Source organism: Tatumella citrea, from assembly GCF_002163585.1.
Classification (GTDB): domain Bacteria; phylum Pseudomonadota; class Gammaproteobacteria; order Enterobacterales; family Enterobacteriaceae; genus Tatumella; species Tatumella citrea.
The window spans coordinates 96,645-122,821 of record NZ_CP015579.1 but is presented as its reverse complement, the minus strand read 5'-3'; the positions used below and the strand labels follow the sequence as shown (position 1 = coordinate 122,821).

Sequence of the window (26,177 nt, the reverse complement as noted above, 5' to 3'; positions counted from 1 at the left end):
CGAAACGTCTACAATATAAGGCAGTCAATTTAAATATCATGAATAAAGATCCGGAAATCTATGTCAGTTTTACAGGTATTACATTTCCCAGACGAGCGACTCCGTACAGTTGCTGCGCCAGTTAAAGAAGTAAACAAAGATATTCAGCGCATTGTTGATGACATGTTCGAAACAATGTATGCGGAAGAAGGTATCGGGCTGGCCGCTACACAGGTTGATATCCATCAGCGAATTATCGTTATCGATGTTTCTGAAAACCGCGAACAGCAGCTGGTACTGATAAACCCTGAGTTGCTTGAACAAAGCGGTGAAACCGGAATTGAAGAGGGATGCCTTTCTATTCCGGAACAACGAGCATTAATCCCACGTTCTGAGCGGGTAAAAATTCGGGCGCTGAACCGCGAAGGTGAAACTTATGAACTGGAAACAGACGGCTTACTGGCTATCTGTATTCAGCATGAGATGGATCATCTGATGGGCAAATTATTTGTCGATTATTTGTCTCCATTAAAACGTCAGCGTATCCGTCAGAAACTGGAAAAACTTGCCCGGCAAACGACCAGAGCTTCCTGAAACAAAAATAAGGGATGATTGTGTCCGACTCCTTAAAAATCATTTTCGCCGGCACCCCTGACTTTGCAGCGCGTCATCTTGACGCGCTGTTTGCTTCTGAGCATCAGGTCGTGGGTGTCTTTACTCAGCCGGACCGTCCGGCAGGCCGTGGAAAGAAGCTGGTAGCAAGCCCGGTAAAAACGCTTGCCGAAGCACATCAAATTCCTGTATTTCAGCCGGCCTCATTACGTCAGCCTGAGAACCAGCAACTGATTGCTGATTTGGATGCCGATATCATGGTGGTGGTTGCCTATGGCTTATTGTTGCCAGAAGTAGTCCTGAATATGCCACGACTCGGGTGTATTAATGTCCACGGCTCACTGTTACCACGTTGGCGGGGAGCGGCTCCTATTCAGCGCGCACTCTGGGCCGGAGATCAACAGACAGGCGTTACCATCATGCAGATGGATGTCGGCCTGGATACCGGAGATATGCTGTACAAACTCACCTGCCCGATAGGCCCTGATGATACCAGCGCGTCACTCTATGATGCTCTGGCACAACTTGGACCGCAGGGGATGTTACAGACACTACAGCAGTTGGCTACCGGAACCGCTCACGCCGAAAAACAGGATGAAGCTCTGGCAACTTATGCCAGTAAGCTGAGTAAAGAAGAAGCAAAGCTGGACTGGTCATTACCTGCTGTGCAGCTGGAAAGATGTATTCGCGCCTTTAACCCCTGGCCGGTCAGCTACTTAATGATTGAAGATCAGCCAGTAAAAGTCTGGAAAGCTACTGTTCTGCCACATCAGGATGCCAGACCGGGAACAGTGGTACAGACAGATAAGCACGGAATCCAGATCGCCACGACAGATGGTGTATTGCAGCTTGAAATACTCCAGCCGGCCGGCAAAAAACCCATGCCCGCAAAAGATCTGCTGAATTCACGCCAGGAGTGGTTTACCCCTGGTACTGCTCCGGGTTCAGGCAGTTAAAAATTTGCCAGTGATGCTGGCTAATTGAAGATATCTCATGAAAAAAACAACAAATCTGCGCAGTCTGGCTGCCAGACTGATTGAGCAGGTGGTCGATAAAGGCCAGTCACTCAGCGCAATATTGCCTGCGGCCCAGAAAGGGCTGAGCGATAAAGACAGCGCATTGCTGCAGGAAATTTGTTTCGGTATCGCCCGGACATTGCCACAATTAGATGCACTTATTGGCAAACTGATGGAACGACCGTTAACCGGTAAGCAAAGAACTCTGCATTATCTGTTGATGGTCGGTATCTATCAGATGCTATACACGCGAATTCCGGCCCATGCCATTCTTGCTGAAACCGTAGAAGGCGCGGTTGTTCTGAAAAGGCAAAGCCTGAAAGGACTGATAAACGGAGTTTTACGCGAATTTCAGCGGCGCCAGACAGAGTTGCTGGACAGTCTGGAAGGACAAAGCGTGACTCTGCTGCATCCCTCATGGTTAATCAAACGGTTGCAGTCAGGCTGGCCAGAGCAATGGCAACAAATTATTGATGCAAATAATCAACGCCCACCAATGTGGCTGAGGGTAAACCGCCAGCATCATAGTCGGGATGAGTGGCTGGCACTTCTGAATGAAGAAGCAATGACAGGCCATACTGATCCATTGTCGACTGATGCTATCCGGCTTGAAAAACCTGCGGGTGTGAGCCAGCTACCCGGTTTTGCTGATGGCTGGGTAACAGTGCAGGACCTTTCGGCACAACGCTGTGCACAGTATCTTGAGCCACAGGATGGTGAAGATATTCTGGACTTGTGTGCTGCACCTGGTGGTAAAACGACTCATATTCTTGAAATTGCGCCAGACTCACGAGTGATGGCCGTGGATGTTGATGCACAGCGCCTGAGTCGGGTCACCGAAAATCTGGCCAGACTTCGCATGAAAGCAGAAGTAAAGCAGGGTGATGGCAGAACACCGTCAGAATGGTGCGGAGATCGCCAGTTTGACAGGATTTTACTTGATGCCCCTTGTTCTGCAACGGGTGTTATTCGTCGTCATCCGGATATAAAATGGCTCCGGCGCGATAATGACATTGCTGAACTTGCAACCCTGCAGGCAGAAATTCTGGAAGCTGTATGGCCACATCTTAAAGCTGGCGGCACAATGATTTATGCAACCTGCTCAGTACTGCCACAGGAAAATCACCTGCAGATTTCCGCATTTCTGCAACGCCACCCGGAGGCTCAGGCAGTTACGTTGCCCGGGGGCGAAAAAAATGGATTGCAGGTATTCCCGGAACAGAACGGCGGCGATGGTTTTTTCTACGCTAAACTAATCAAAAGCGCTTAACCGAAAAGAGTGAAACAATAATGAAGATTATTATCCTTGGTGCCGGACAAGTCGGCGGAACGCTGGCAGAGAACCTGGTAGGGGAAAATAACGATATCACTGTTGTGGATACAGATCCGGGAAGGCTGCGCCAGCTGCAGGATAAATTCGATTTAAGAGTCGTCAATGGTCAGGCATCTCATCCGCGGATTTTACGGGAAGCCGGTGCTGAGGACGCTGATATGTTGGTGGCAGTGACCAGCTCTGACGAAACCAATATGATTGCCTGTCAGATAGCCTATTCACTGTTTAATACCCCAAACAGAATTGCACGTATCCGTGCAGCTGAGTATCTACGGGATACTGAAAAACTGTTTATCCCGGAAGCGATCCCCATTGATCATTTGATTTCACCGGAACAGCTGGTGATCGACAATATTTATCGTCTGATCCAGTATCCGGGCGCGTTGCAGGTAGTTAACTTTGCAGAAGGTAAAGTGAGCCTGGGCGTGGTAAAAGCGTATTACGGCGGGCCGCTTATCGGAAACCCTCTGTCCGTAATGCGCGAGCATATGCCACATATTGAAAGCCGCGTAGCTGCGATTTTTCGCCAGGATCGCCCAATTCGCCCCCAAGGCTCAACGATTATTGAAGCGGGAGATGAGGTATTTTTTATCACGGCGAATCAGCATATCCGCGCCGTAATGAGTGAAATGCAGCGTCTGGAAAAACCGTACAAGCGCATCATGCTGGTTGGTGGAGGGAATATCGGTTTTGGTCTGGCACAACAGCTGGAAAAACAGTACAGCGTTAAACTGATCGAACGAAACGCCCAACGTGCAGCAGAACTAGCTGAGCTGCTCAACGATACTATCGTATTCTATGGTGATGCATCAGATCAGGAATTGCTGGCCGAAGAGCATATTGACCAGATTGATCTGTTTATTGCCGTCACTAACGACGATGAAGCAAACATTATGTCAGCAATGCTGGCTAAAAAAATGGGTGCTAAAAAGGCGATGGTACTTATACAACGCCGCGCATACGTCGATTTAGTGCAGGGCAGCGTGATTGATATTGCAATATCACCTCAGCAGGCAACGATTTCAGCATTACTTGGCCATGTACGTAAGGCTGATATTGTCGGAGTCTCATCCCTGAGACGGGGCATTGCAGAAGCCATTGAAGCTATTGCTCATGGCGATGAAACAACATCCCGTGTAGTAGGCCGTTCAATCAGCGAAATTAAATTACCACCAGGAACAATCATTGGTGCTGTGGTTCGTGGCGAAGAAGTAATGATTGCTAACGACAACATCCGGATTGAGCAGGGTGACCATGTGATCATGTTCCTCACCGATAAGAAATTTGTCACCGACGTAGAAAAATTATTCCAGCCAAGCCCGTTCTTCCTGTAGAAACAAAAGGACAGCCAGTTTATTCCGATGAGCTCGCTGTCCTGGTCAAACTAAAGTCCCCGGCTCTCTCATATACACAGGTACACTATAAAACAGGTTATGCATCTCAACTCTCTGTAAAAATACGTAAAAGAGTTGCATGCAGGAAGTGGAAAAAATAGCACTAATTAACTACTATCATAGTTAACTAAAACATAGTTAACTTAGTGTGTAATCAGGGGATAATATGAGTTTGTTTAAAGAGTTTCGCGACTTTGCGATGCGTGGGAATGTTGTTGATCTGGCTGTCGGTGTCATCATCGGTGCAGCTTTCGGCAAAATTGTTTCCTCATTAGTCGCGAATATCATTATGCCACCATTAGGATTACTAATAGGTGGAATCGACTTCAAACAGTTTAAATGGGTTTTGAAAGCAGCTGACGGCACCACCCCTGCAGTAGTGATGGAATACGGTGTCTTCCTGCAGTCTGTTTTTGATTTCGTAATCGTTGCTTTTGCTATCTTTATGGCGATTAAACTGATGAATAAACTGTATAAGAAAGCAGAGCCTGCACCTAAAGGACCTTCAGCAGAAGAAACCCTGTTAGCAGAAATCCGTGATTTACTGAAAGAAAAACAATAAGTTATTACATTAATGACCGTCATATCAAAGATATGGCGGTTTTTTTTATGACCGAAAAAAGGGCAATGAAAATGTTATTTTCATTGCCCTCTCCTCCCTGCCGGTTGTCACGTGATTTACGACGATAACTACCTTTACCTTTCTTGTTTTGCTCGACTCTTTGCCTGAATAATGAGTCATACAAAATTGCCTGCAACGCATTATCATTAATAACGCCTTTGCTGTGCCGGTAACGGTTCATATTAATTCCTCATTGGTTATAACTTACTATTTAGACGGCGCTTAGCCTGTTCTCCGTAGCGATTATCGTAGAGAAAATCAGTACTTAAACCAGACTGGCGCAATTTAAGTTCCAGTACTCTCAACTGCTTTTGATACTCAGCGGCCCGATGATCATCAGGATCGAGTTGTTGTAAAAGATCAACCAGAGCCAGGGCTTCCCGGCGAGATTCCAGTTCAGGCGGTAAAAAACCTGAATTTTTTAACAAACGATAGGCAGTTCGAAGTTCAGCAGGAACCTGACTATCATCATCAAGTACCAGAGGTTTACCTTCGCCCCGTAAGCCGGAGAGCTCACCCCTTTCAATCGAAGAAAGTATATGCTGTTCTGCCAGTTGGTCAATTAACCACATAAGATATTCCCTCCGAAGTCGTCATTCTTAGTGTTGCAACTCACTTTTCTTCAGGCAATAAAAAACCCGCCGAAGCGGGTTTTTTAATTTCTGCAAATTACTCTGCAGTTGTTTCTGCCTGAACTTCTGGACGATCAATCAGCTCGATGTATGCCATCGGAGCGTTGTCACCAGCGCGGAAGCCACACTTCAGAATACGAGTGTAACCACCTGCACGGCTCGCGAAACGCGGGCCCAGTTCATTAAACAGTTTTGCAACGATCTCGTTATCACGAGTGCGTGCGAATGCCAGACGACGATTAGCTACGTTGTCGGTCTTGGCAAGAGTAATCAGCGGCTCAACTACACGACGCAGCTCTTTGGCTTTCGGCAGAGTCGTCTTGATGATCTCATGACGAACCAATGAACCAGCCATGTTACGGAACATAGCCTGGCGATGGCTGCTGTTACGGTTCAGTTGACGACCACTCTTACGATGGCGCATGACCTTATCCTTCTCAGTGAAACCTTAACCTGTGATCCGGTTACTCATCAGCAATGCTTGCTGGTGGCCAGTTTTCCAGGCGCATGCCCAGTGACAGTCCACGCGAAGCCAGCACGTCTTTGATCTCGGTAAGAGATTTTTTCCCAAGGTTAGGCGTCTTAAGAAGCTCAACCTCAGTACGTTGTACCAGATCACCGATGTAGTGGATAGCTTCTGCCTTAAGGCAGTTAGCAGAGCGGACAGTCAATTCCAGATCGTCAACAGGGCGCAGCAGGATCGGATCGAATTCTGGTTTCTCTTCTTTAACTTCTGGCTGACGTACATCACGTAAGTCAACAAAAGCGTCCAGTTGTTCTGCCAGGATGGTTGCCGCACGACGAATCGCCTCTTCAGGATCGATTGTGCCGTTGGTTTCCATTTCGATGACCAGCTTGTCCAGGTCGGTACGTTGCTCAACACGAGCTGCTTCAACATTGTAGGCAATACGATCTACAGGGCTGTAGCAAGCATCGACTAATAAACGACCAATCGGGCGCTCATCTTCTTCCGAATGAATTCGGGCAGAAGCCGGCACATAACCACGACCACGCTGAATTTTGATACGCATACTTACAGAAGCGTTTTCATCAGTCAGATGGCAGATCACGTGCTGTGGCTTGACGATTTCGACATCACCATCATGGGTAATGTCGGCTGCAGTCACAGGGCCAATGCCAGATTTATTCAGGGTCAGGATGACTTCATCTTTACCCTGAACTCTCACCGCCAGCCCTTTCAGGTTGAGCAGGATTTCCAGGATATCTTCCTGTACTCCCTCTTTGGTGCTGTACTCGTGCAGTACACCATCAATTTCAACCTCGGTCACCGCGCAACCCGGCATGGAAGAAAGCAGAATACGGCGCAGTGCATTACCCAGAGTATGGCCAAAGCCACGCTCTAAAGGCTCAAGGGTCACCTTGGCGTGCGTCGAACTCACTTGCTCGATATCTACCAGGCGCGGTTTTAGAAACTCTGTCACAGAACCCTGCATTGTGTCCTCTCTTTGGTACTCAAGCTTTATTTAGAGTAAAGCTCGATGATCAGGTGCTCGTTAATGTCCGCAGACAGATCTGTACGCTCAGGCTGACGCTTGAACACACCTTCCATCTTCGCTGCATCAACTTCCAGCCAGGTTGGCTTTTCACGCTGTTCAGCCAGCTCCAGAGCGGCTTTCACGCGAGATTGCTTTTTGGCTTTCTCACGGATGCTAACAACATCATTCGGAGAAACCTGATAAGAAGCGATGTTAACAACGCGGCCATTTACCATAATAGCTTTATGGCTAACCAGCTGACGTGCTTCAGCACGAGTGGCACCAAAGCCCATACGATAAACTACGTTATCCAGACGGCCTTCCAGCAGAACTAACAGGTTTTCACCAGTGTTGCCTTTCAGACGAGCTGCTTCTTTATAGTAGTTACGGAATTGACGCTCAAGAACACCGTAAATACGACGAACTTTTTGTTTCTCACGTAACTGACCGCCGTAATCAGACAGACGCGGTTTACGCGCACCATGCTGACCAGGGGCTTGTTCAATCTTACACTTGGTATCGATCGCGCGAACGCCAGACTTAAGGAATAAGTCGGTGCCCTCACGACGGCTCAGCTTGAGCTTAGGACCCAAATATCTTGCCATTTTCTTTCTCCAACTAACCTAAAAAACGGGGCGTTATACGCGGCGTTTTTTCGGCGGACGACAACCGTTGTGAGGAATCGGAGTCACATCAGTAATATTAGTGATGCGGAAACCAGCGGCGTTCAGAGCACGAATAGTTGATTCGCGACCTGGACCCGGACCCTTAACCATAACTTCCAGATTCTTAATACCGTAATCTTTCACTGCTTCTGCACAGCGCTCTGCAGCAACCTGAGCAGCGAACGGTGTAGATTTACGAGAACCGCGGAAACCGGAACCACCGGCAGTTGCCCAACCCAGTGCGTTACCCTGACGATCAGTAATAGTAACGATGGTGTTGTTAAAAGACGCATGGACATGAGCCACGCCATCTGAGACTTGTTTTCTTACACGCTTACGTGCACGAACTGGTGCCTTTGCCATTATTTACCCACCCCGATTATTTCTTGATCGGTTTGCGCGGACCCTTACGGGTACGTGCATTGGTCTTGGTACGCTGACCGCGAACCGGAAGACCACGACGATGACGCAAACCACGGTAGCAACCAAGGTCCATAAGACGCTTGATGCTCAGGGTAACTTCACGACGCAGATCACCTTCAACAACGAACTTGCCAACTGCTTCACGCAGTTGCTCAATCTGTTCTTCAGACAGCTCACTGATCTTAACATCTTCGGCAATACCCGTAGAGGCACAAATCGCCTTGGAACGAGTTTTACCGATACCGAAAATCGCAGTTAATGCGATGACAGTGTGTTTATGATCAGGAATGTTAATGCCTGCTATACGGGCCACTATGCACTCCTATTACTAATTAACTGCGCACCATTCTGAAAAGCCCGTTTTCAGGATACTCAAATGGGAGCGCATTAACATACAAAAGATTGGCTGGCTAATCTAGCCAGCTCAACCCGACTTTGCAAGAAAAATATGCGAAAAAATCAGCCTTGGCGCTGTTTATGCTTAGGCTCGGCACTGCAAATCACACGTACAACACCGTCGCGACGGATGATTTTGCAGTTACGACATAATTTCTTGACGGAAGCACGAACTTTCATTTTTACTCTCCGTAACTTCTCAAGCTCCTGAATTAACGGCCGTAGCCTTTCAGGTTTGCTTTCTTCAATGCAGACTCATACTGACTTGACATCATCAGAGTTTGCACTTGAGCCATAAAGTCCATGATGACGACAACTACAATCAGCAGTGAAGTACCGCCGAAGTAGAAGGGGACATTCATCGCCTCACGCATGAACTCCGGGATCAGACAGATAAAAGTAATATATAAGGCGCCAACCAAAGTTAAACGCGTCATTACCTTATCGATATACCTGGCCGTTTGCTCTCCCGGACGAATTCCCGGTACGAATGCACCAGACTTCTTCAGGTTATCTGCTGTTTCACGTGGGTTGAAAACCAACGCCGTATAGAAGAAACAGAAGAAGATGATTGCAGTCGCATAGAGTAGCACATAAAGCGGCTGACCTGGCTGTAAATACATCGAAATAGTTGTCAGCCAGTTCCAACCGGTACCGCCCCCGAACCAGGACGCAATCGTCGCCGGAAACAGGATAATGCTGGAAGCAAAGATAGCAGGGATTACACCAGCCATATTTACTTTCAACGGTAAATGTGTGCTCTGTGCAGCGTATACACGACGACCTTGTTGACGTTTAGCGTAGTTCACCACAATGCGGCGTTGACCACGTTCAACGTAGATAACAAAGAATGTCACTGCAAATACGAGAACTGCAACCAACAGCAACAGGAGGAAGTTCAGGTCACCTTGCCGCGCTTGCTCGATAGTGTGGCCAATGGCCTGCGGTAAACCCGCGACAATACCGGCAAAGATAATGATCGAGATACCGTTACCAATACCTCGTTCAGTAATCTGCTCACCCAGCCACATCAGGAACATCGTCCCGGTCACCAGGCTCACAACAGCAGTAAAGTAGAATGCAAAGCCCGGAGTGGTTACCAGACCTTGCATACCTGGCATATTCGGCAGACCGGTGGCAATGCCCACAGCCTGGAATATGGCCAATACTAACGTACCGTAACGGGTATACTGGCTAATCTTACGACGTCCAGCCTCCCCTTCTTTCTTAATCTCTGCTAACGCCGGATGAACCACCGTCAGCAGCTGGATAATAATAGATGCCGAAATATACGGCATAATACCCAGAGCAAAGATTGAAGCACGGCTTAAAGCACCACCAGAGAACATGTTAAACATTTCAATGATGGTGCCACGCTGTTGTTCAAGCAGTTTGGCAAGGACTGTGGCATCAATACCGGGGATCGGAATAAAAGAGCCAATACGGAAGACGATCAGTGCACCTATTACAAACAACAGTCTGCGTTTTAGTTCACCTACTCCACCCTTGGCACTTTGAAAATCTAATCCCGGTTGTTTAGCCATCAGCTCACTTATTCCTCAATTTTACCGCCAGCAGCTTCGATTGCAGCACGAGCACCTTTGGTGACACGCAGGCCGCGAACCGTTACCGGAGCAGAAACTTCGCCAGACAGAATAACTTTCGCAAATTCAATCTGAATTCCGATAATGTTAGCTGCTTTCAGCGTATTCAGGTCAACCACGCCGCCTTCTACTTTCGCCAGATCAGACAGACGAACTTCGGCTGTGATCATTGCTTTGCGAGAAGTAAAACCAAATTTAGGCAGACGACGGTATAAAGGCATCTGGCCACCCTCGAAACCGCGACGTACGCCACCGCCAGAACGTGAGTTCTGACCTTTGTGACCACGACCACCGGTTTTACCGAGACCGGAACCAATACCACGACCCAAACGTTTGGAAGCGTGCTTAGACCCTTCGGCCGGAGACAGAGTATTTAAACGCATCTCTTACTCCTCCACTTTAACCATGTAGTAAACCGCGTTAACCATACCGCGAACCGCAGGAGTATCCTCACGTTCTACAGTATGACCAATGCGACGCAGACCCAGGCCAAGCAGTGTTGCCTTATGTTTAGGCAGACGACCGATTGCACTACGGGTTTGAGTAATCTTAATAGTCTTTGCCATGATAATTACCCCAGAATTTCTTCGACGGTTTTACCACGCTTAGCAGCGACCATCTCAGGAGAATTCATGTTGCTCAGGCCATCAATAGTTGCACGAACCACGTTGATCGGGTTAGTAGAACCATATGTTTTAGCCAGAACGTTATGAATTCCTGCGACTTCCAGAACAGCACGCATTGCACCACCGGCAATGATACCCGTACCTTCTGAAGCAGGCTGCATGAATACGCGGGAACCAGTGTGAACACCTTTAACAGGGTGTTGCAGGGTACCGTTATTCAGCGCGACATTTACCATGTTGCGACGGGCTTTTTCCATCGCTTTCTGGATAGCTGCTGGAACTTCACGCGCTTTACCGTAACCAAAACCAACGCGACCGTTACCATCACCAACAACAGTCAGAGCTGTGAAGGAGAAAATACGACCACCTTTAACGGTTTTAGATACACGGTTTACCGCGATCAGTTTTTCCTGCAGTTCGCCAGCTTGTTTCTCGATGTGTGACATCCTAGACCTCTACCTTAGAACTGAAGGCCAGCTTCACGGGCAGCATCTGCCAGTGCCTGGACACGACCATGATATTGGAAACCAGAACGGTCGAAAGAAACGGTAGTGATACCTTTCTCGACTGCACGCTCTGCGATAGCTTTACCAACAGCAATGGCAGCATCTTTGTTTCCAGTGTACTTCAGTTGTTCAGTGATAGCTTTTTCTACAGTAGAAGCAGCAACCAGAACTTCGGAACCGTTCGGAGCGATTACCTGTGCGTAAATATGACGCGGGGTACGATGTACCACCAGGCGAGTAGCACCCAGCTCTTTGAGCTTGCGACGTGCACGGGTCGCACGACGGATACGAGCAGATTTCTTATCCATAGTGTTACCTTACTTCTTCTTAGCCTCTTTGGTACGCACGACTTCGTCGGCGTAACGGACACCCTTGCCTTTGTAAGGCTCAGGACGACGGTAGGCGCGCAAGTCAGCTGCTACCTGGCCGATCACCTGCTTATCAGCGCCTTTCAGCACGATTTCAGTTTGAGTCGGACACTCAGCAGTGATCCCTGCAGGCAGCTGATGTTCAACCGGGTGAGAAAAACCCAGTGACAGGCTAACTGCGTTGCCTTTGACAGCCGCACGATAACCAACACCAACCAGCTGCAGCTTCTTGGTGAAGCCCTCGGTAACACCGATAACCATTGAGTTCAGCAGTGCACGAGCAGTACCTGCCTGTGCCCAGCCGTCAACGAAACCTTCGCGTGGAGCGAAAGTCAGTGCGTTGTCAGCCTGCTTAACTTCAACAGCTTTATTGATAGTACGAGCCAGCTCGCCGTTTTTACCTTTGATCGAAACTTCCTGACCGTTGAGTTTTACCTCTACGCCGGCAGGAATAACGACTGGTGCTTTAGCAACACGAGACATTTTACCCTCCGATTACGCTACGTAGCAGATAATTTCGCCACCAAGACCAGCCTGGCGCGCTGCACGATCAGTCATGACACCCTGAGAAGTAGAAACAACTGCGATACCCATCCCTGCCATGATTTTTGGCAGTTCGTCTTTGCGCTTATAAATACGCAGACCAGGACGGCTTACACGCTGAATGCTTTCTACTACTGCCTTGCCCTGGAAATACTTAAGAGTTAATTCCAGTTCAGGCTTAGTGTCGCCTTCGATTTTAAATTCTTCAATATAGCCTTCTTCCTTCAGCACGTTGGCGATTGCCACTTTCAGCTTGGAGGAAGGCATGGTGACCGCAACTTTATTCGCGGCCTGACCGTTACGGATACGGGTCAGCATATCCGCGATCGGATCTTGCATGCTCATCAGTCTTTACTCCCGTGATTCAATTGGTGACAATTACCAGCTAGCCTTTTTCAAGCCAGGTACTTCACCGCGCATGGCGGCTTCACGTAACTTGATGCGGCTCAACCCGAACTTACCTACATAGCCGTGAGGACGGCCAGTTTGGCGGCAGCGGTTACGCTGACGGGACGGGCTGGAATCACGCGGCAGAGCCTGAAGCTTAAGAACAGCATTCCAACGATCTTCGTCAGAAGCGTTCACATCAGAGATGATCGCTTTCAGTTCAGTGCGTTTCGCGAAGAACTTGTCTGCTAGTTTTACACGCTTAACTTCGCGTGCTTTCATAGATTGCTTAGCCATGAATTTACCCTACCTTACTTGCGGAATGGGAAGTCAAAGGCTGCCAGCAGAGCACGGCCTTCATCATCAGATTTCGCAGTAGTGGTAATGGTAATATCCAAACCACGGACGCGATCGACTTTATCGTAATCGATTTCTGGGAAGATGATCTGCTCACGGACACCCATGCTGTAGTTACCACGGCCGTCGAAAGACTTCGCAGATAAACCACGGAAGTCACGGATACGAGGTACAGCAATGATGATCAGGCGCTCAAGGAACTCCCACATACGTTCGCCACGTAGGGTTACTTTACAGCCGATCGGATAGCCCTGACGGATTTTGAAGCCTGCAACTGATTTGCGTGCTTTGGTGACCAGCGGTTTTTGACCGGAGATTGCTGCCAGGTCTGCTGCTGCATTGTCCAGCAGTTTCTTGTCAGCGATCGCTTCACCAACACCCATATTCAGGGTGATCTTCTCGACCCGAGGGACTTGCATGACTGAATTGTAGTTAAACTCAGTCATGAGTTTCTTAACTACTTCGTCTTTGTAGTAATCATGCAGTTTCGCCATCGTACTACTCCAAATTACTTGATAGTTTCGCTGTTAGATTTGAAGAAACGGACTTTTTTACCGTCTTCGAATCTAAAGCCTACACGGTCAGCCTTGCCGGATGCCGCATTGAAAATTGCAACGTTAGAAACCTGAATAGCAGCTTCTTTTTCAACGATGCCACCTGGTTGATTCAGGGCCGGAACCGGCTTCTGATGTTTCTTAACCAGATTGATACCTTCAACGATGACTTTGCCGGAAGACAAAACATTTTTTACTTTACCGCGCTTACCTTTGTCTTTCCCGGTAATCACGATAACTTCGTCGTTAAGACGGATTTTCGCTGCCATGATTCGCTCCTTAGAGTACTTCAGGTGCCAGAGAGATAATTTTCATGAACTTTTCAGTACGAAGTTCACGAGTTACCGGCCCAAAAATACGCGTTCCGATAGGTTGCTCGCTGTTATTGTTTAAAATAACGCATGCATTACCATCGAAGCGAATGACAGAACCGTCAGGGCGACGAACACCCTTCCTGGTGCGCACCACTACCGCCTTCAGGACGTCACCTTTCTTAACTTTACCGCGAGGAATTGCTTCCTTGATGGTAACTTTAATAATGTCGCCAACGCCTGCGTAGCGACGGTGCGAGCCACCCAGAACCTTGATACACATTACGCGACGCGCACCGGAGTTGTCGGCGACGTTCAGCATAGTCTGTTCTTGGATCATTTTAGTGCTCCGCTAATGTCAACTACTACTTCGGGACCTAACTTTCAGGTCGTTTAAAAGCCCCATTATCGAGGGCGCGGCATTATAACACCGGTTCTCGTAGATGGGTAGAAAAAATGAACGGCTCAGACGAGCCGTTCATCTATTTTTTTCACAGAAAAGAGATTCTATTACAGAACCGCTTTTTCCACAACGCGTACAAGAGTCCAGGACTTAGTCTTAGACAGTGGACGGCATTCGCGAATAATTACCACGTCACCAGTTCCACATTCATTGTTCTCATCATGGATGTGCAGCTTAGTCGTACGCTTAATGAATTTACCGTAAATCGGGTGTTTCACGAAACGTTCGATAGCAACAACCGCAGATTTCTGCATTTTGTCACTAACAACACGACCTTGCAGAGTACGGATTTTATCGGTCATTACGCACCCGCCTTCTCAGTCAGTAAAGTCTTAACGCGTGCAACATCACGACGGACTTGCTTCAGCAGATGGGTCTGCTGCAGCTGGCCGGATGCCGCTTGCATGCGCAGGTTAAACTGCTCACGCAACAGGTTAAGCAGCTCAGTGTTTAAATCTTCAACACTTTTTTCACGCAGCTCAGTTGCTTTCATTACATCACCGTCTTAGTTACAAAGGTGGTTTTGATAGGCAGTTTTGCTGCTGCCAGCTTGAATGCCTCACGGGCCAGCTCTTCTGATACTCCGTCCATTTCATACAGGACTTTACCAGGCTGGATCAGGGCAACCCAATACTCTACGTTACCCTTACCTTTACCCATACGGACTTCAAGCGGCTTCTCAGTAATTGGTTTGTCCGGGAATACACGGATCCAAATTTTACCTTGACGCTTAACTGCACGGGTCATAGCACGACGTGCTGCTTCGATCTGACGGGCAGTCAGACGACCACGGCCAACAGCTTTCAGACCGAAAGTACCGAAGCTAATATCCGTACCAGCAGCCAGACCGCGGTTACGGCCTTTGTGCACTTTACGGAATTTCGTACGCTTTGGTTGTAACATCAGCGACTCTCCTTACTTACGGCCTTTACGCTGCTGCTTTTTAGGTTGAGCAGCCGGTTTTTCCGGTTGTTCAACAGCAGCCATACCACCCAGAATCTCACCTTTGAAGATCCATACCTTAACGCCGATTACACCATAAGTGGTGTGCGCTTCTGAGGTGTTGTAATCGATATCCGCACGCAGTGTATGCAACGGAACACGACCTTCACGGTACCATTCGGTACGCGCGATTTCAGCACCGCCAAGACGGCCGCTTACTTCAACTTTGATACCTTTAGCGCCCAGACGCATTGCGTTCTGTACTGCACGCTTCATAGCACGACGGAACATAACACGACGTTCCAGCTGTGAAGTGATGCTGTCAGCAACCAATTTAGCGTCCAGTTCCGGTTTACGGACTTCGGCGATATTGATTTGCGCAGGTACGCCAGCGATTTTCGCGACGACATTACGCAGTTTTTCTACGTCTTCACCTTTCTTACCGATAACGATACCAGGGCGAGCAGTGTGAATAGTCACACGAATGCTTTTAGCCGGACGCTCGATAACGATGCGAGATACAGACGCTTTTGCCAGTTCTTTGTTCAGGAACTGACGTACTTTAAAATCGCTGTCCAGGTTGTCAGCGAATTCGTTGGTATTTGCGAACCAGGTAGAGTTCCAGGGTTTTACAATACCCAGACGAATACCATTAGGATGTACTTTCTGACCCATTGCTAGTCTCCAGAGTCTCAGCGATCGGACACAACCACAGTAATGTGGCTGGTGCGCTTCAGGATGCGATCTGCACGACCTTTAGCACGCGGCATAATGCGCTTCATGCTAGGGCCTTCGTCGACGAAAATTTTCGCGACTTTCAGATCGTCGATGTCAGCGCCATCGTTGTGTTCGGCGTTAGCAATGGCAGATTCCAGAACTTTTTTAACCAGTAAGGCTGCTTTCTTATTGGTGTAAGTCAGGATATCCAGAGCCTGCGACACTTTCTTACCGCGTACAAGATCCGCAACCAGGCGAACCTTCTGAGCAGAAGAACGAGCATGGCGATGTTTAGCGATAGTTTCCATCTCTTCCTCCTACCTTATTTCTTCTTGGCTTTTTTATCAGCCGCGTGACCGCGATAAGTACGAGTCGGCGCAAATTCACCCAGTTTGTGACCAACCATTTCGTCGGAAACAAAAACAGGTACATGCTGACGACCATTATGGACAGCGATGGTCAAACCGATCATGTTAGGAAAGATCGTTGAACGACGGGACCAGGTGCGCAGGGGCTTCTTGTCACCGCTTTCCACCGCTTTCTCTACCTTCTTCAGCAAGTGCAGGTCAATAAAAGGACCTTTCTTGAGAGAACGTGGCATGGTTTATCCTCTAAAATTATTTGCTACGGCGACGTACGATAAATTTATCAGTACGCTTGTTGCTGCGGGTCTTCTTACCTTTGGTCTGTACGCCCCACGGAGTTACCGGGTGCTTACCAAAGTTACGACCTTCACCACCACCGTGCGGGTGATCGACTGGGTTCATCGCAGTACCACGAACGGTAGGACGAACACCACGCCAGCGAGTTGCACCTGCTTTACCCAGAACGCGCAGCATATGCTCAGCGTTACCGACTTCGCCCAGTGTTGCGCGGCAGTCAGCTTCGACTTTACGCATCTCACCTGAACGCAGACGCAGGGTTACGTAGGAACCATCACGCGCAACGATCTGCACGTAAGTACCAGCAGAGCGAGCAATTTGACCGCCTTTGCCTGGTTTCATTTCTACGTTATGTACAGTTGAACCTACTGGGATGTTACGCATCGGCAGGGTGTTACCTGCTTTAATCGCAGCATCAACGCCAGACTGAATCTGGTCGCCAGCTTTTAAACCTTTTGGTGCCAGGATATAACGGCGTTCACCATCTTTGTACAGAACCAGTGCAATATTTGCAGAGCGGTTCGGATCGTACTCAAGACGTTCAACGACAGCCGGGATACCATCTTTGTTGCGTTTGAAGTCAACAATACGGTAAGCCTGCTTGTGACCACCACCGATATGACGGGTAGTGATACGACCGTTATTATTACGGCCACCGCTTTTGCTGTTTTTTTCCAGCAGCGGAGCAAAAGGTTTGCCCTTGTGCAGCTCAGGGTTCACCACTTTAACTACGTGGCGACGACCCGGAGATGTCGGTTTACATTTAACAATTGCCATTGTTTCTCTCCTCCGACTTACTCTGCGCCGCCGACGAAGTCCAGATTCTGGCCTTCTTTCAGGGTGACGTAAGCTTTTTTCCAGTCGCTACGACGACCAACACGCTGTCCGTGACGCTTAACTTTCCCTTTAACAACCAGGGTGTTTACGTCTTTAACTTCAACTTCGAACAGCTTTTCTACGGCAGCAACGATCTCTGCTTTGGTCGCATCTTTCGCAACTTTGAGAACGATGGTATTTGTTTTTTCCATCGCAGCAGATGCTTTTTCAGATACGTGCGGCGCGCGCACGACTTTCAGCAGACGTTCTTCACGGATCATGCCAGCATCTCCTCAACTTGCTTAACTGCGTCAGCAGTCATAACGACTTTGTCGAAGGCGATCAGGCTAACTGGGTCAATGCCCGCTGCATCACGTACGTCAACCTTGAACAGGTTACGTGCAGCCAGGAACAGATTCTCATCCAGTTCACCGGTGATGATCAGCACATCTTCCAGAGCCATGTCTTTCAGTTTCTGAGCCAGCAGCTTAGTTTTAGGCGCTTCTACAGAGAACTGTTCAACAACGATCAAACGTTCCTGACGTACCAGTTCAGACAGAATGCTTTTCAGCGCTCCGCGGTACATCTTTTTGTTAACTTTTTGACTGTGGTCCTGAGGCCGTGCAGCAAAAGTCACACCACCTGAACGCCAGATTGGGCTCTTAACAGAACCTGAACGAGCGCGGCCGGTGCCTTTCTGGCGCCATGGTTTTTTACCAGAGCCAGTTACTTCTGCGCGAGTCTTCTGCGCGCGGCTACCCTGACGGGCGCCTGCTGCATAAGCAACAACAACCTGGTGAACCAGCGCTTCGTTGAAATCACGACCGAAGGTAGTTTCGGAAACAGTCAGCGCGCTCTGCGCGTCTTTCAATACTAATTCCATTGCTATCCCCTTACGCCTTCACAGCTGGTTTAACAATCAGGTCGCTTCCGGTTGCACCGGGAACTGCACCTTTAACCAGCAGCAGGTTGCGCTCGGCATCAACGCGAACGACTTCCAGGCTCTGAACGGTGACACGTTCGTTACCCAGCTGACCTGCCATTTTCTTGCCTTTGAACACTTTGCCCGGAGTCTGGTTCTGACCGATAGAACCCGGTACGCGGTGTGACAAGGAGTTACCGTGTGTCGCGTCCTGGGTACGGAAGTTCCAGCGCTTAACGGTACCTGCGAAACCTTTACCTTTAGAGGTGCCAGTTACGTCTACTTTTTTAACTTCAGCGAAGATATCAACACTGATGCTCTGGCCAACGGTAAATTCTTCACCTTCGGTGCGGAATTCCCACAGACCACGGCCAGCTTCTACGCCAGCTTTAGCAAAATGACCTGCTTCAGGCTTACCAACACGGCTTGCTTTTTTAGCACCGGTGGTGACCTGAATAGCCTGGTAACCATCGCTCTCCAGGCCTTTGACCTGAGTAACGCGGTTTGCTTCAACTTCGATTACGGTTACAGGAATTGAAACGCCATCTTCTGTGAAGATACGAGTCATTCCGACTTTCTTACCGACTAATCCAATCATTGTATCAACCTCTTAATCGCTCGAAACCTGATTAGCCCAGGCTGATCTGCACATCAACACCGGCAGCCAGATCCAGACGCATCAGAGCATCAACGGTCTTTTCAGTTGGCTCAACGATGTCAACCAGACGTTTGTGAGTGCGAATTTCGTACTGATCGCGCGCATCTTTGTTAACGTGCGGAGAAATCAGAACGGTAAAGCGCTCTTTACGAGTCGGCAGCGGGATTGGACCACGAACCTGCGCACCAGTGCGCTTGGCAGTCTCAACGATTTCCGCGGTTGATTGATCGATCAGACGATGATCAAACGCTTTAAGACGGATACGGATTCTTTGGTTCTGCATGAGACCAGAGCTCCAAACATTTTATAAACAAAAATAATTACTCCTCACACCCATTACGATTGATGGGGGAGTGTAATCGTTCAGCATATAACTCCCCAATCGGGAGTATTGTCAGGTAACGCAAATCGCGTACCTGCGATTCTGCTCGAATCGCGCCGCTAATTTCAGCAAGCCCGCGCATTATACGTATATTTGACCGTATAGCAAGGGCTGATGCGTTTTTGAACAGCATAAATGTGATGATTTCCGGGAGTTTAATGCAATGCGTGGTGCCCGGAGTAATAAGATGCGTTAAGTTCCGGGAAAGAATCACAAGGGATTATTAATAGAACGAATTATTTGAGAAGCTGAGTGGACACTACTCAACGGATAAGTTTTTATGCCACTCATTGTATTTGTCTTCGGCACTCTGCTTGGCAGTTTCCTTTGTCTGGCCGGAGACCGCTACTGTCCCCGCAACTCTTTTTTTGCCAGATGCCAGCAATTTTGTCGCCCGCCTTCTCACTGTCTTACATGCCACCATCTTCTGCGTTGGTATGATCTACTCCCTCTGCTAAGTTTTATCTGGCTAAAGGGACGTTGTCGTTATTGCCGGCAACGGATTACGCTTAAACTACTGATTATGGAAGCTGGTTGCGGATCAGTCTGCCTGCTGCTCTACTGGTTACACCCTGACCCTATACAACTTACCGCAGTAATTTTTTTCTCTTCATTATTATTTCTGCTCGCAACCATCGATATGAGACTGCTACTGCTTCCGGATGAACTGGTGTTTGCTTTGTTGTGGTCCGGACTACTACTAGGTGATTATTTTTCGCTGGCTGATACACAGACTCGTATCTTAGGGGCTTGCTCTGGCTATCTCGCACTATTTTTTCTCAACGCCCTGTATTGCGCCTGGAGAAAAACCGAGGGAATAGGTGGAGGTGATATGAAATTGTTAGCTGCTATCGGAGCATGGTGTGGATGGCAAATATTGCCCTCCGTAGTTGTCATAGCTGCAGTACTGACCTTATTTGTTTTATGCTGTCAAAGGAGAATCATTGCGGGTCTACAGGAAAATATCCCGCTTCCGTTTGGATGCTATCTGGCGGTTGCGGGATGGATATGTTTTGTTTTAAACAATTTAGTTAACTATCCGCCTGCTCTTTAATTTGCGTCTGAATGTAATTCTGGATCCCTACCCTGCCTATCAGTTCGAGTTCGGTTTCCAGCCAGTCAATGTGGTGTTCCTCATCAGCAAGAATTTCTATAAGAAGATCACGGGTAACATAATCGTGAACCTTATCCGCATGAGATATTGCTTCACGCAGGTCAACTGCACCTTCCAGTTCAAGAGTGAGATCTGATCGCAGCATCTCTTCCACATCTTCACCAATACGCAGTTTCCCGAGATCCTGAAGATTTGGCAGCCCCTCAAGAAACAAAATACGCTCGATATATTTATCAGCATGTTTCATTTCATCGATTGACTCATGATACTCAATATCATTGAGTCGCATCAGGCCCCAGTTCTTAAACATTCGGGCATGCAAAAAATACTGGTTAATTGCAACCAGTTCATTTCCAAGCAGTTTATTTAAATGAATTATTACTTTTTTATCGCCTTTCATAGTACATCCTCCGTTTCCAGTTACTAACAGAGTAGTTGGCGGTGGAGGGAAGTCAAAAAAGCAGCAATTTTCAGGCAGGCAATTTACTTATAGCTGGATCAGGCAGACTGAAGGAAGATAACCATTGATTCCCGTTCATGCTCTAATATTTCTCTGGCTGAACGCACACATTTACCACACTGAGTGCCCACAGGAACGATACGTTGCAACTCTTTAAATGATGCAGGCTGGTGTTGGCGAACTGCGGCACGGATAGCCTTATCACTCACAGCATTGCAAAGACAAACATACATATCGCGGTCCTGAATTCATCATCGTACAGATTTCATACACAATACTAAATGAGAATTGTTAGCGTTACAATAATTATTTGTATTTGATCGCTTTGCTGCTGTTTCTAAAAATAAAAAAGGGCGCCGAAGCGCCCTTTTCCTGATGGTTCTAAACTATCGACAATTAAGCGATAACTTTAGCAACAACACCAGCACCTACAGTACGACCACCTTCACGGATTGCGAAACGCAGACCGTCATCCATCGCGATTGGGTGGATCAGGGTAACAACCATTTTGATGTTGTCACCAGGCATTACCATCTCAACGCCTTCTGGCAGTTCGATGGTTCCGGTCACGTCAGTTGTACGGAAGTAGAACTGTGGACGGTAGCCTTTGAAGAACGGAGTATGACGGCCGCCTTCGTCTTTAGACAGAATATAAACTTCTGACTCGAACTTGGTGTGTGGCTTGATTGAACCTGGTTTTGCCAGGACCTGACCACGTTCGATTTCTTCGCGTTTGATACCACGCAGCAGAACACCAACGTTCTCACCCGCCTGACCCTGGTCAAGCAGTTTACGGAACATTTCAACACCGGTACAGGTTGATTTCGCAGTATCTTTGATACCTACGATTTCAACTTCTTCACCAACTTTGATGATTCCGCGCTCTACACGACCTGTAACAACAGTACCACGGCCAGAGATTGAGAATACGTCTTCGATTGGCAGCAGGAATGGCAGGTCAATCGCACGCTGTGGTTCCGGGATGTAAGAATCCAGGAATCCAGCCAGTTCAACAACTTTAGCTTCCCACTCTGCGTCGCCTTCCAGTGCTTTCAGCGCTGAACCACGAACGATTGGAGTGTCGTCGCCTGGGAAATCGTACTGTGACAGCAGGTCACGGACTTCCATTTCTACCAGCTCCAGCAGCTCTTCATCATCAACCATGTCACACTTGTTCAGGAACACGATGATGTAAGGAACGCCAACCTGGCGGCCCAGCAGGATGTGCTCACGGGTCTGAGGCATAGGGCCGTCAGTAGCAGCAACAACCAGGATAGCGCCGTCCATCTGAGCAGCACCGGTGATCATGTTTTTAACGTAGTCGGCGTGGCCCGGGCAGTCAACGTGTGCATAGTGACGGCTTGGGGTTTCGTATTCTACGTGTGAAGTATTGATGGTAATACCACGAGCTTTTTCTTCTGGTGCGTTATCGATCTGGTCGAATGCACGAGCAGCACCGCCGTAGGTTTTAGCCAGTACGGTAGTGATTGCAGCAGTCAGAGTGGTTTTACCGTGGTCAACGTGGCCGATAGTACCGACGTTAACGTGTGGTTTGTTACGTTGAAATTGCTCTTTCGCCATGGCGATATTCCTTACGTTATGCCTTCATCATCCGATGAAGGCATCTGTTCAAAATTAAACCGTAGTCTTATTTACTACGAGCTTCAATAACGGCCTGCGCTACGTTGTTCGGCGCATCATCATACTTCAGGAACTCCATGGAGTAAGAAGCACGACCTTTGGTCAGAGAACGCAACTGAGTTGCGTAACCGAACATTTCAGACAGTGGTACTTCTGCATGAATTTCAACGCCAGTTGCGTTGGATTCCTGCCCTTTCAGCATACCACGACGTCTGCTCAGGTCACCGATGACGTCACCAGTATTCTCTTCAGGCGTTTCAACTTCAACCTTCATGATAGGCTCAAGCAGAACCGGAGTTGCTTTCTTAAAGCCATCTTTAAAGGCGATAGAAGCAGCCAGTTTAAACGCCAGCTCAGAGGAGTCAACGTCATGGTATGAACCAAAGTGCAGACGAACACCCAGATCAACTACCGGATAACCCGCCAGTGGACCTGATTTCAGCTGCTCCTGGATACCTTTGTCTACCGCAGGGATGTATTCTGTTGGAATTACACCACCTTTGATATCGTTGACAAACTCGTAGCCCGTTGGGTTAGAACCTGGTTCCAGTGGGTACATGTCGATAACAACATGACCATACTGACCACGACCACCAGACTGTTTGGCGTGTTTACCTTCGATATCGGTAACTTTAGAGCGGATAGCTTCACGGTAAGCAACCTGTGGTTTACCCACGTTCGCTTCAACGTTGAATTCACGCTTCATACGGTCAACGATGATATCGAGGTGTAATTCACCCATACCAGCGATGATAGTCTGGTTAGATTCTTCGTCAGTCCACACACGGAATGACGGGTCTTCTTTAGCCAGACGGCCCAGAGCCAGACCCATTTTTTCCTGGTCAGCTTTGGTTTTTGGTTCAACGGCGATAGAGATTACCGGCTCAGGGAATTCCATACGTTCCAGGATGATTGGAGCGCTTGGATCACACAGAGTATCACCAGTAATAACGTCTTTCAGACCGATAGCCGCAGCGATATCGCCTGCGCGAACTTCGCTGATCTCTTCACGCTTGTTAGCATGCATCTGAACAATACGGCCAAAACGCTCACGGGCAGATTTCACTGAGTTCAGCACGGTGTCACCGGAGTTTACTACACCAGAGTACACACGGAAGAATGTCAGGTTACCCACGAACGGGTCGGTAGCAATTTTAAATGCTAAAGCAGAGAACGGTTCGCTGTCATCTGCATGACGCTCAGCAGGAGTATCTTTACCGTCGTCCAGCATACCTTTAATTGCAGGTACATCTGTTGGTGACGGCAGATATTCAACTACTGCATCCAGCATCGCCTGAACACCTTTGTTCTTAAATGCAGAACCACAGGTAACCAGGATGATTTCATTGTTCAGAACGCGCTGACGCAGAGCCTGTTTGATCTCTTCTTCAGTCAGTTCTTCACCGCCGAGGTATTTCTCCATCAGCTCTTCGGAAGCTTCTGCTGCAGCTTCAACCAGGTTCTGGCGCCATTCTTCAGCCAGGTCAGCCAGATCAGCAGGGATATCTTCGTAAACAAAAGTTACGCCTGCGTCTTCTTCGTTCCAGTTGATCGCTTTCATTTTCACCAGGTCAACAACACCGGTGAAACCTTCTTCTGCGCCAATTGCTAACTGCAATGGAACAGGGTTAGCGCCCAGACGGCTTTTAATCTGGCCAACAACTTTCAGGAAGTTAGCACCCATACGGTCCATTTTGTTAACGAACGCGATGCGTGGAACTTTATATTTGTTAGCCTGACGCCATACAGTCTCAGACTGAGGCTGAACGCCGCCAACCGCACAGTAAACCATTACTGCACCATCCAGAACACGCATTGAACGCTCTACTTCGATAGTAAAGTCAACGTGTCCCGGGGTATCAATAATGTTGATACGGTGTGGTTCAAACTGTTTCGCCATACCAGACCAGAAAGCAGTCGTCGCAGCAGACGTGATGGTAATACCACGTTCCTGTTCCTGAGCCATCCAGTCCATGGTTGCAGCGCCATCATGAACTTCACCGATTTTATGGTTTACACCGGTGTAGAACAGAATACGCTCGGTAGTTGTGGTTTTACCGGCGTCGATGTGTGCACTGATACCAATGTTACGGTAGCGAGCAATGGGTGTTGTACGAGCCATTTGATTCCTCTGAATTCCGGACGTTCTATGTAAGTAAACCACGGCGGCTTAGCTACATGAGCGTCCGCCGGGTTAACAACTACACCGTGGTGATTACCAACGGTAGTGAGCGAACGCCTTGTTAGCTTCAGCCATACGGTGAACGTCTTCACGTTTCTTAACTGCAGTACCTTTATTCTCTGCAGCATCAGAAAGTTCGTTCGCCAGGCGCAAAGCCATAGATTTATCACCGCGTTTACGAGCAGCTTCAACGATCCAACGCATAGCCAGAGCATTACGACGGACCGGACGGACTTCAACTGGTACCTGATAAGTAGAACCACCTACACGGCGGGATTTAACTTCTACTGTAGGACGTACGTTTTCGAGAGCAATGTCGAAAGCGTCCAGTTCAGTTTTACCAGAGCGCTGAGCCAGGGTCTCAAGCGCAGTATATACGATAGCTTCTGCAGTAGATTTTTTACCGTCTACCATCAGAATATTTACAAATTTGGCCAGCAACTCAGATCCGAACTTAGGATCTGGCAGGATTTTACGTTGACCAATCACACGACGACGTGGCATGGAAATTCTCCGTTGAAAATTCAGGATTGTCCAAAACTCTACGAGTTTATTCTGACATTTATATTAAAACGTTTGGCCTTACTTAACGGAGTCCATTAAGCCTTTGGCTTCTTCACACCGTACTTAGAACGAGCCTGTTTACGGTCTTTAACACCTGAACAGTCAAGTGCGCCGCGAACGGTGTGGTAACGCACACCTGGCAGGTCTTTTACACGACCGCCACGGATCAGGATCACTGAGTGTTCCTGCAGGTTATGGCCTTCACCACCGATGTACGAAGTTACTTCGAAACCGTTGGTCAGGCGAACACGGCATACTTTACGTAATGCTGAGTTCGGTTTTTTAGGAGTGGTAGTATATACACGAGTACAAACACCACGTTTTTGCGGGCAGGCTTCCAGCGCAGGCACGTTGCTTTTTGCAACTTTGCGTACGCGTGGTTTGCGAACCAGCTGGTTAACTGTTGCCATTAAATAGCTCCTGGATTTAGCTTTTGCTTCGTAAACACGTAATAAATCGCCTCGTATTTCTACGAGGACGCAGAATTTTAGGGCCCGGGCTAAAAGGTGTCAAGAAATAACCAATACTTCTGTGCTACCAGGCGAGCTGTTGCTGATGTCTGGCTGTCAGTTCAACGAACCCATTATAGTCTATTTTTCGCACACCGTCTGAAATTTGACCAATAATACCCCGGGCAGCGGCATCTTCCTGCAATACATAAACAGTCGCAGGGGATTGTAATAAAGCCCGGAGCAACTCATTCCCTTCAACGGCTGCCAGAACTCCATCCTGCAGCAGCAAAAGATCATCGTCTGCGCTAAGCAGCATTATCATCCCCCGGATATCCGTCTGCCAGGGTGAACGCATAAGTGTATGTAACATTTGCGGTG

The 26,177-nt window shown here is 48.3% G+C and carries 43 protein-coding genes and 1 pseudogene; 7 read left to right on the top strand and 37 right to left on the bottom strand.

Going from position 1 to position 26,177, the window contains the following annotated elements; translation table 11 throughout:
- Positions 1-60 precede the first annotated feature (60 nt).
- The 5 genes from def to mscL all read left to right on the top strand — a co-directional run bounded on the left by def (position 61) and on the right by mscL (position 4,896).
- The gene (def, locus tag A7K98_RS00725) at positions 61-573 is read left to right on the top strand and encodes a peptide deformylase (protein ID WP_087486839.1); all 513 of its coding nucleotides are present in this window, start codon (positions 61-63) and stop codon (positions 571-573) included.
- 20 nt (positions 574-593) lie between these two features.
- Positions 594-1,547: a methionyl-tRNA formyltransferase gene (fmt, locus tag A7K98_RS00720; RefSeq protein ID WP_087490310.1), complete on the top strand. Its 954-nt coding sequence runs from the start codon at positions 594-596 to the stop codon at positions 1,545-1,547.
- A 37-nt stretch (positions 1,548-1,584) separates the two neighbouring features.
- A complete protein-coding gene (gene rsmB / locus A7K98_RS00715) occupies positions 1,585-2,877 on the top strand; it encodes a 16S rRNA (cytosine(967)-C(5))-methyltransferase RsmB (RefSeq protein ID WP_087486838.1) in 1,293 nt (430 codons plus the stop codon).
- Positions 2,878-2,897: 20 nt separating this feature from the next.
- A complete protein-coding gene (gene trkA, locus A7K98_RS00710) occupies positions 2,898-4,274 on the top strand; it encodes a Trk system potassium transporter TrkA (protein ID WP_087486837.1) in 1,377 nt (458 codons plus the stop codon).
- Between the two features lie 226 nt (positions 4,275-4,500).
- The gene (gene mscL / locus A7K98_RS00705) at positions 4,501-4,896 is read left to right on the top strand and encodes a large-conductance mechanosensitive channel protein MscL (RefSeq protein WP_087486836.1); all 396 of its coding nucleotides are present in this window, start codon (positions 4,501-4,503) and stop codon (positions 4,894-4,896) included.
- A gap of 19 nt (positions 4,897-4,915) precedes the next feature.
- Here mscL and A7K98_RS00700 read toward each other — a convergent pair whose 3' ends face one another.
- The 30 genes from A7K98_RS00700 to rpsJ all read right to left on the bottom strand — a co-directional run bounded on the left by A7K98_RS00700 (position 4,916) and on the right by rpsJ (position 19,287).
- Complete coding sequence (locus A7K98_RS00700) at positions 4,916-5,137, bottom strand: alternative ribosome-rescue factor A (protein WP_087486835.1); 222 nt, start codon at positions 5,135-5,137, stop codon at positions 4,916-4,918.
- 16 nt (positions 5,138-5,153) lie between these two features.
- Positions 5,154-5,528, bottom strand: a complete 375-nt coding sequence (locus tag A7K98_RS00695) for a DnaJ family domain-containing protein (protein ID WP_087486834.1) — start codon at positions 5,526-5,528, stop codon at positions 5,154-5,156.
- 97 nt (positions 5,529-5,625) lie between these two features.
- Complete coding sequence (rplQ, locus tag A7K98_RS00690; RefSeq protein WP_087486833.1) at positions 5,626-6,012, bottom strand: 50S ribosomal protein L17; 387 nt, start codon at positions 6,010-6,012, stop codon at positions 5,626-5,628.
- A gap of 40 nt (positions 6,013-6,052) precedes the next feature.
- Positions 6,053-7,042 (bottom strand): DNA-directed RNA polymerase subunit alpha, encoded by a 990-nt coding sequence (locus tag A7K98_RS00685; RefSeq protein WP_038016634.1) that lies wholly within the window; start codon positions 7,040-7,042, stop codon positions 6,053-6,055.
- Between the two features lie 26 nt (positions 7,043-7,068).
- Positions 7,069-7,689, bottom strand: a complete 621-nt coding sequence (rpsD, locus tag A7K98_RS00680; RefSeq protein WP_038016631.1) for a 30S ribosomal protein S4 — start codon at positions 7,687-7,689, stop codon at positions 7,069-7,071.
- 33 nt (positions 7,690-7,722) lie between these two features.
- On the bottom strand, positions 7,723-8,112 hold the full coding sequence (gene rpsK / locus A7K98_RS00675; RefSeq protein WP_004160563.1) for a 30S ribosomal protein S11: 390 nt from the start codon (positions 8,110-8,112) through the stop codon (positions 7,723-7,725).
- Positions 8,113-8,128: 16 nt separating this feature from the next.
- Positions 8,129-8,485, bottom strand: a complete 357-nt coding sequence (gene rpsM, locus A7K98_RS00670) for a 30S ribosomal protein S13 (protein ID WP_038016625.1) — start codon at positions 8,483-8,485, stop codon at positions 8,129-8,131.
- Positions 8,486-8,631: 146 nt separating this feature from the next.
- Entirely contained in the window at positions 8,632-8,748 is a 117-nt protein-coding gene (gene rpmJ, locus A7K98_RS00665; protein WP_004160566.1) for a 50S ribosomal protein L36, read from the bottom strand.
- A 32-nt stretch (positions 8,749-8,780) separates the two neighbouring features.
- Positions 8,781-10,112 carry a preprotein translocase subunit SecY gene (gene secY, locus A7K98_RS00660; RefSeq protein WP_087486832.1) on the bottom strand — a complete coding sequence of 444 codons (1,332 nt, stop codon included), beginning with the start codon at positions 10,110-10,112 and terminating at the stop codon, positions 8,781-8,783.
- Positions 10,113-10,120: 8 nt separating this feature from the next.
- On the bottom strand, positions 10,121-10,555 hold the full coding sequence (rplO, locus tag A7K98_RS00655) for a 50S ribosomal protein L15 (protein WP_087486831.1): 435 nt from the start codon (positions 10,553-10,555) through the stop codon (positions 10,121-10,123).
- Positions 10,556-10,558: 3 nt separating this feature from the next.
- The gene (gene rpmD, locus A7K98_RS00650; protein ID WP_038016616.1) at positions 10,559-10,738 is read right to left on the bottom strand and encodes a 50S ribosomal protein L30; all 180 of its coding nucleotides are present in this window, start codon (positions 10,736-10,738) and stop codon (positions 10,559-10,561) included.
- A gap of 5 nt (positions 10,739-10,743) precedes the next feature.
- On the bottom strand, positions 10,744-11,244 hold the full coding sequence (gene rpsE, locus A7K98_RS00645; RefSeq protein ID WP_025902035.1) for a 30S ribosomal protein S5: 501 nt from the start codon (positions 11,242-11,244) through the stop codon (positions 10,744-10,746).
- Positions 11,245-11,258: 14 nt separating this feature from the next.
- Positions 11,259-11,612, bottom strand: coding sequence for a 50S ribosomal protein L18 (gene rplR, locus A7K98_RS00640; protein WP_038016613.1), 354 nt, complete (start codon positions 11,610-11,612; stop codon positions 11,259-11,261).
- Positions 11,613-11,621: 9 nt separating this feature from the next.
- Complete coding sequence (rplF, locus tag A7K98_RS00635; RefSeq protein WP_087486830.1) at positions 11,622-12,155, bottom strand: 50S ribosomal protein L6; 534 nt, start codon at positions 12,153-12,155, stop codon at positions 11,622-11,624.
- A gap of 12 nt (positions 12,156-12,167) precedes the next feature.
- Positions 12,168-12,560 carry a 30S ribosomal protein S8 gene (gene rpsH, locus A7K98_RS00630; RefSeq protein ID WP_038016608.1) on the bottom strand — a complete coding sequence of 131 codons (393 nt, stop codon included), beginning with the start codon at positions 12,558-12,560 and terminating at the stop codon, positions 12,168-12,170.
- Positions 12,561-12,593: 33 nt separating this feature from the next.
- On the bottom strand, positions 12,594-12,899 hold the full coding sequence (rpsN, locus tag A7K98_RS00625) for a 30S ribosomal protein S14 (RefSeq protein ID WP_025902039.1): 306 nt from the start codon (positions 12,897-12,899) through the stop codon (positions 12,594-12,596).
- Positions 12,900-12,913: 14 nt separating this feature from the next.
- On the bottom strand, positions 12,914-13,453 hold the full coding sequence (gene rplE, locus A7K98_RS00620) for a 50S ribosomal protein L5 (RefSeq protein ID WP_038016606.1): 540 nt from the start codon (positions 13,451-13,453) through the stop codon (positions 12,914-12,916).
- Positions 13,454-13,467: 14 nt separating this feature from the next.
- The gene (rplX, locus tag A7K98_RS00615; protein ID WP_038016604.1) at positions 13,468-13,782 is read right to left on the bottom strand and encodes a 50S ribosomal protein L24; all 315 of its coding nucleotides are present in this window, start codon (positions 13,780-13,782) and stop codon (positions 13,468-13,470) included.
- A gap of 10 nt (positions 13,783-13,792) precedes the next feature.
- Positions 13,793-14,164, bottom strand: a complete 372-nt coding sequence (gene rplN, locus A7K98_RS00610; RefSeq protein ID WP_006120590.1) for a 50S ribosomal protein L14 — start codon at positions 14,162-14,164, stop codon at positions 13,793-13,795.
- A 170-nt stretch (positions 14,165-14,334) separates the two neighbouring features.
- Positions 14,335-14,589 carry a 30S ribosomal protein S17 gene (gene rpsQ / locus A7K98_RS00605; protein ID WP_038016601.1) on the bottom strand — a complete coding sequence of 85 codons (255 nt, stop codon included), beginning with the start codon at positions 14,587-14,589 and terminating at the stop codon, positions 14,335-14,337.
- Positions 14,589-14,780: a 50S ribosomal protein L29 gene (rpmC, locus tag A7K98_RS00600; protein ID WP_038016599.1), complete on the bottom strand. Its 192-nt coding sequence runs from the start codon at positions 14,778-14,780 to the stop codon at positions 14,589-14,591. The genes rpsQ and rpmC overlap by 1 nt, the downstream gene beginning before the upstream one ends.
- Positions 14,780-15,190: a 50S ribosomal protein L16 gene (gene rplP, locus A7K98_RS00595; protein ID WP_025902045.1), complete on the bottom strand. Its 411-nt coding sequence runs from the start codon at positions 15,188-15,190 to the stop codon at positions 14,780-14,782. Before rplP ends, rpmC begins: the two co-directional genes overlap by 1 nt.
- Positions 15,191-15,202: 12 nt before the next feature.
- Entirely contained in the window at positions 15,203-15,904 is a 702-nt protein-coding gene (rpsC, locus tag A7K98_RS00590) for a 30S ribosomal protein S3 (RefSeq protein WP_038016598.1), read from the bottom strand.
- Between the two features lie 17 nt (positions 15,905-15,921).
- Positions 15,922-16,254, bottom strand: a complete 333-nt coding sequence (rplV, locus tag A7K98_RS00585) for a 50S ribosomal protein L22 (RefSeq protein WP_038016596.1) — start codon at positions 16,252-16,254, stop codon at positions 15,922-15,924.
- A gap of 14 nt (positions 16,255-16,268) precedes the next feature.
- A complete protein-coding gene (rpsS, locus tag A7K98_RS00580) occupies positions 16,269-16,547 on the bottom strand; it encodes a 30S ribosomal protein S19 (RefSeq protein WP_001138115.1) in 279 nt (92 codons plus the stop codon).
- Positions 16,548-16,563: 16 nt separating this feature from the next.
- On the bottom strand, positions 16,564-17,385 hold the full coding sequence (gene rplB, locus A7K98_RS00575) for a 50S ribosomal protein L2 (protein WP_038016594.1): 822 nt from the start codon (positions 17,383-17,385) through the stop codon (positions 16,564-16,566).
- Positions 17,386-17,402: 17 nt separating this feature from the next.
- Positions 17,403-17,705 (bottom strand): 50S ribosomal protein L23, encoded by a 303-nt coding sequence (gene rplW, locus A7K98_RS00570; RefSeq protein WP_087486829.1) that lies wholly within the window; start codon positions 17,703-17,705, stop codon positions 17,403-17,405.
- A complete protein-coding gene (gene rplD, locus A7K98_RS00565) occupies positions 17,702-18,307 on the bottom strand; it encodes a 50S ribosomal protein L4 (RefSeq protein ID WP_087486828.1) in 606 nt (201 codons plus the stop codon). The genes rplW and rplD overlap by 4 nt, the downstream gene beginning before the upstream one ends.
- 10 nt (positions 18,308-18,317) lie before the next feature.
- A complete protein-coding gene (gene rplC, locus A7K98_RS00560; protein ID WP_087486827.1) occupies positions 18,318-18,944 on the bottom strand; it encodes a 50S ribosomal protein L3 in 627 nt (208 codons plus the stop codon).
- A gap of 31 nt (positions 18,945-18,975) precedes the next feature.
- Complete coding sequence (gene rpsJ / locus A7K98_RS00555; protein WP_001181005.1) at positions 18,976-19,287, bottom strand: 30S ribosomal protein S10; 312 nt, start codon at positions 19,285-19,287, stop codon at positions 18,976-18,978.
- Between the two features lie 379 nt (positions 19,288-19,666).
- Between rpsJ and A7K98_RS21695 the strand changes: the two are divergent.
- Positions 19,667-19,891: pseudogene (locus A7K98_RS21695) on the top strand (prepilin peptidase); the annotation flags it as partial.
- Between the two features lie 18 nt (positions 19,892-19,909).
- A complete protein-coding gene (locus tag A7K98_RS00550; protein WP_232461579.1) occupies positions 19,910-20,440 on the top strand; it encodes a prepilin peptidase in 531 nt (176 codons plus the stop codon).
- Here the strand turns inward: A7K98_RS00550 and bfr are convergent.
- The 7 genes from bfr to tusB form a co-directional block, all read right to left on the bottom strand.
- Positions 20,418-20,900: a bacterioferritin gene (gene bfr, locus A7K98_RS00545; protein ID WP_087486825.1), complete on the bottom strand. Its 483-nt coding sequence runs from the start codon at positions 20,898-20,900 to the stop codon at positions 20,418-20,420. The two genes, A7K98_RS00550 and bfr, sit on opposite strands and share 23 nt — an antisense overlap.
- Positions 20,901-20,998: 98 nt before the next feature.
- Positions 20,999-21,193 (bottom strand): bacterioferritin-associated ferredoxin, encoded by a 195-nt coding sequence (bfd, locus tag A7K98_RS00540; protein WP_087486824.1) that lies wholly within the window; start codon positions 21,191-21,193, stop codon positions 20,999-21,001.
- A gap of 163 nt (positions 21,194-21,356) precedes the next feature.
- A complete protein-coding gene (gene tuf / locus A7K98_RS00535; RefSeq protein ID WP_087486823.1) occupies positions 21,357-22,541 on the bottom strand; it encodes an elongation factor Tu in 1,185 nt (394 codons plus the stop codon).
- A 67-nt stretch (positions 22,542-22,608) separates the two neighbouring features.
- Complete coding sequence (gene fusA, locus A7K98_RS00530) at positions 22,609-24,723, bottom strand: elongation factor G (protein WP_087486822.1); 2,115 nt, start codon at positions 24,721-24,723, stop codon at positions 22,609-22,611.
- Positions 24,724-24,816: 93 nt separating this feature from the next.
- Positions 24,817-25,287, bottom strand: a complete 471-nt coding sequence (gene rpsG / locus A7K98_RS00525) for a 30S ribosomal protein S7 (RefSeq protein WP_038016579.1) — start codon at positions 25,285-25,287, stop codon at positions 24,817-24,819.
- Between the two features lie 95 nt (positions 25,288-25,382).
- Entirely contained in the window at positions 25,383-25,757 is a 375-nt protein-coding gene (gene rpsL, locus A7K98_RS00520; RefSeq protein WP_003852912.1) for a 30S ribosomal protein S12, read from the bottom strand.
- Positions 25,758-25,881: 124 nt separating this feature from the next.
- Entirely contained in the window at positions 25,882-26,169 is a 288-nt protein-coding gene (gene tusB, locus A7K98_RS00515) for a sulfurtransferase complex subunit TusB (RefSeq protein ID WP_087486821.1), read from the bottom strand.
- Positions 26,170-26,177 lie beyond the last annotated feature (8 nt).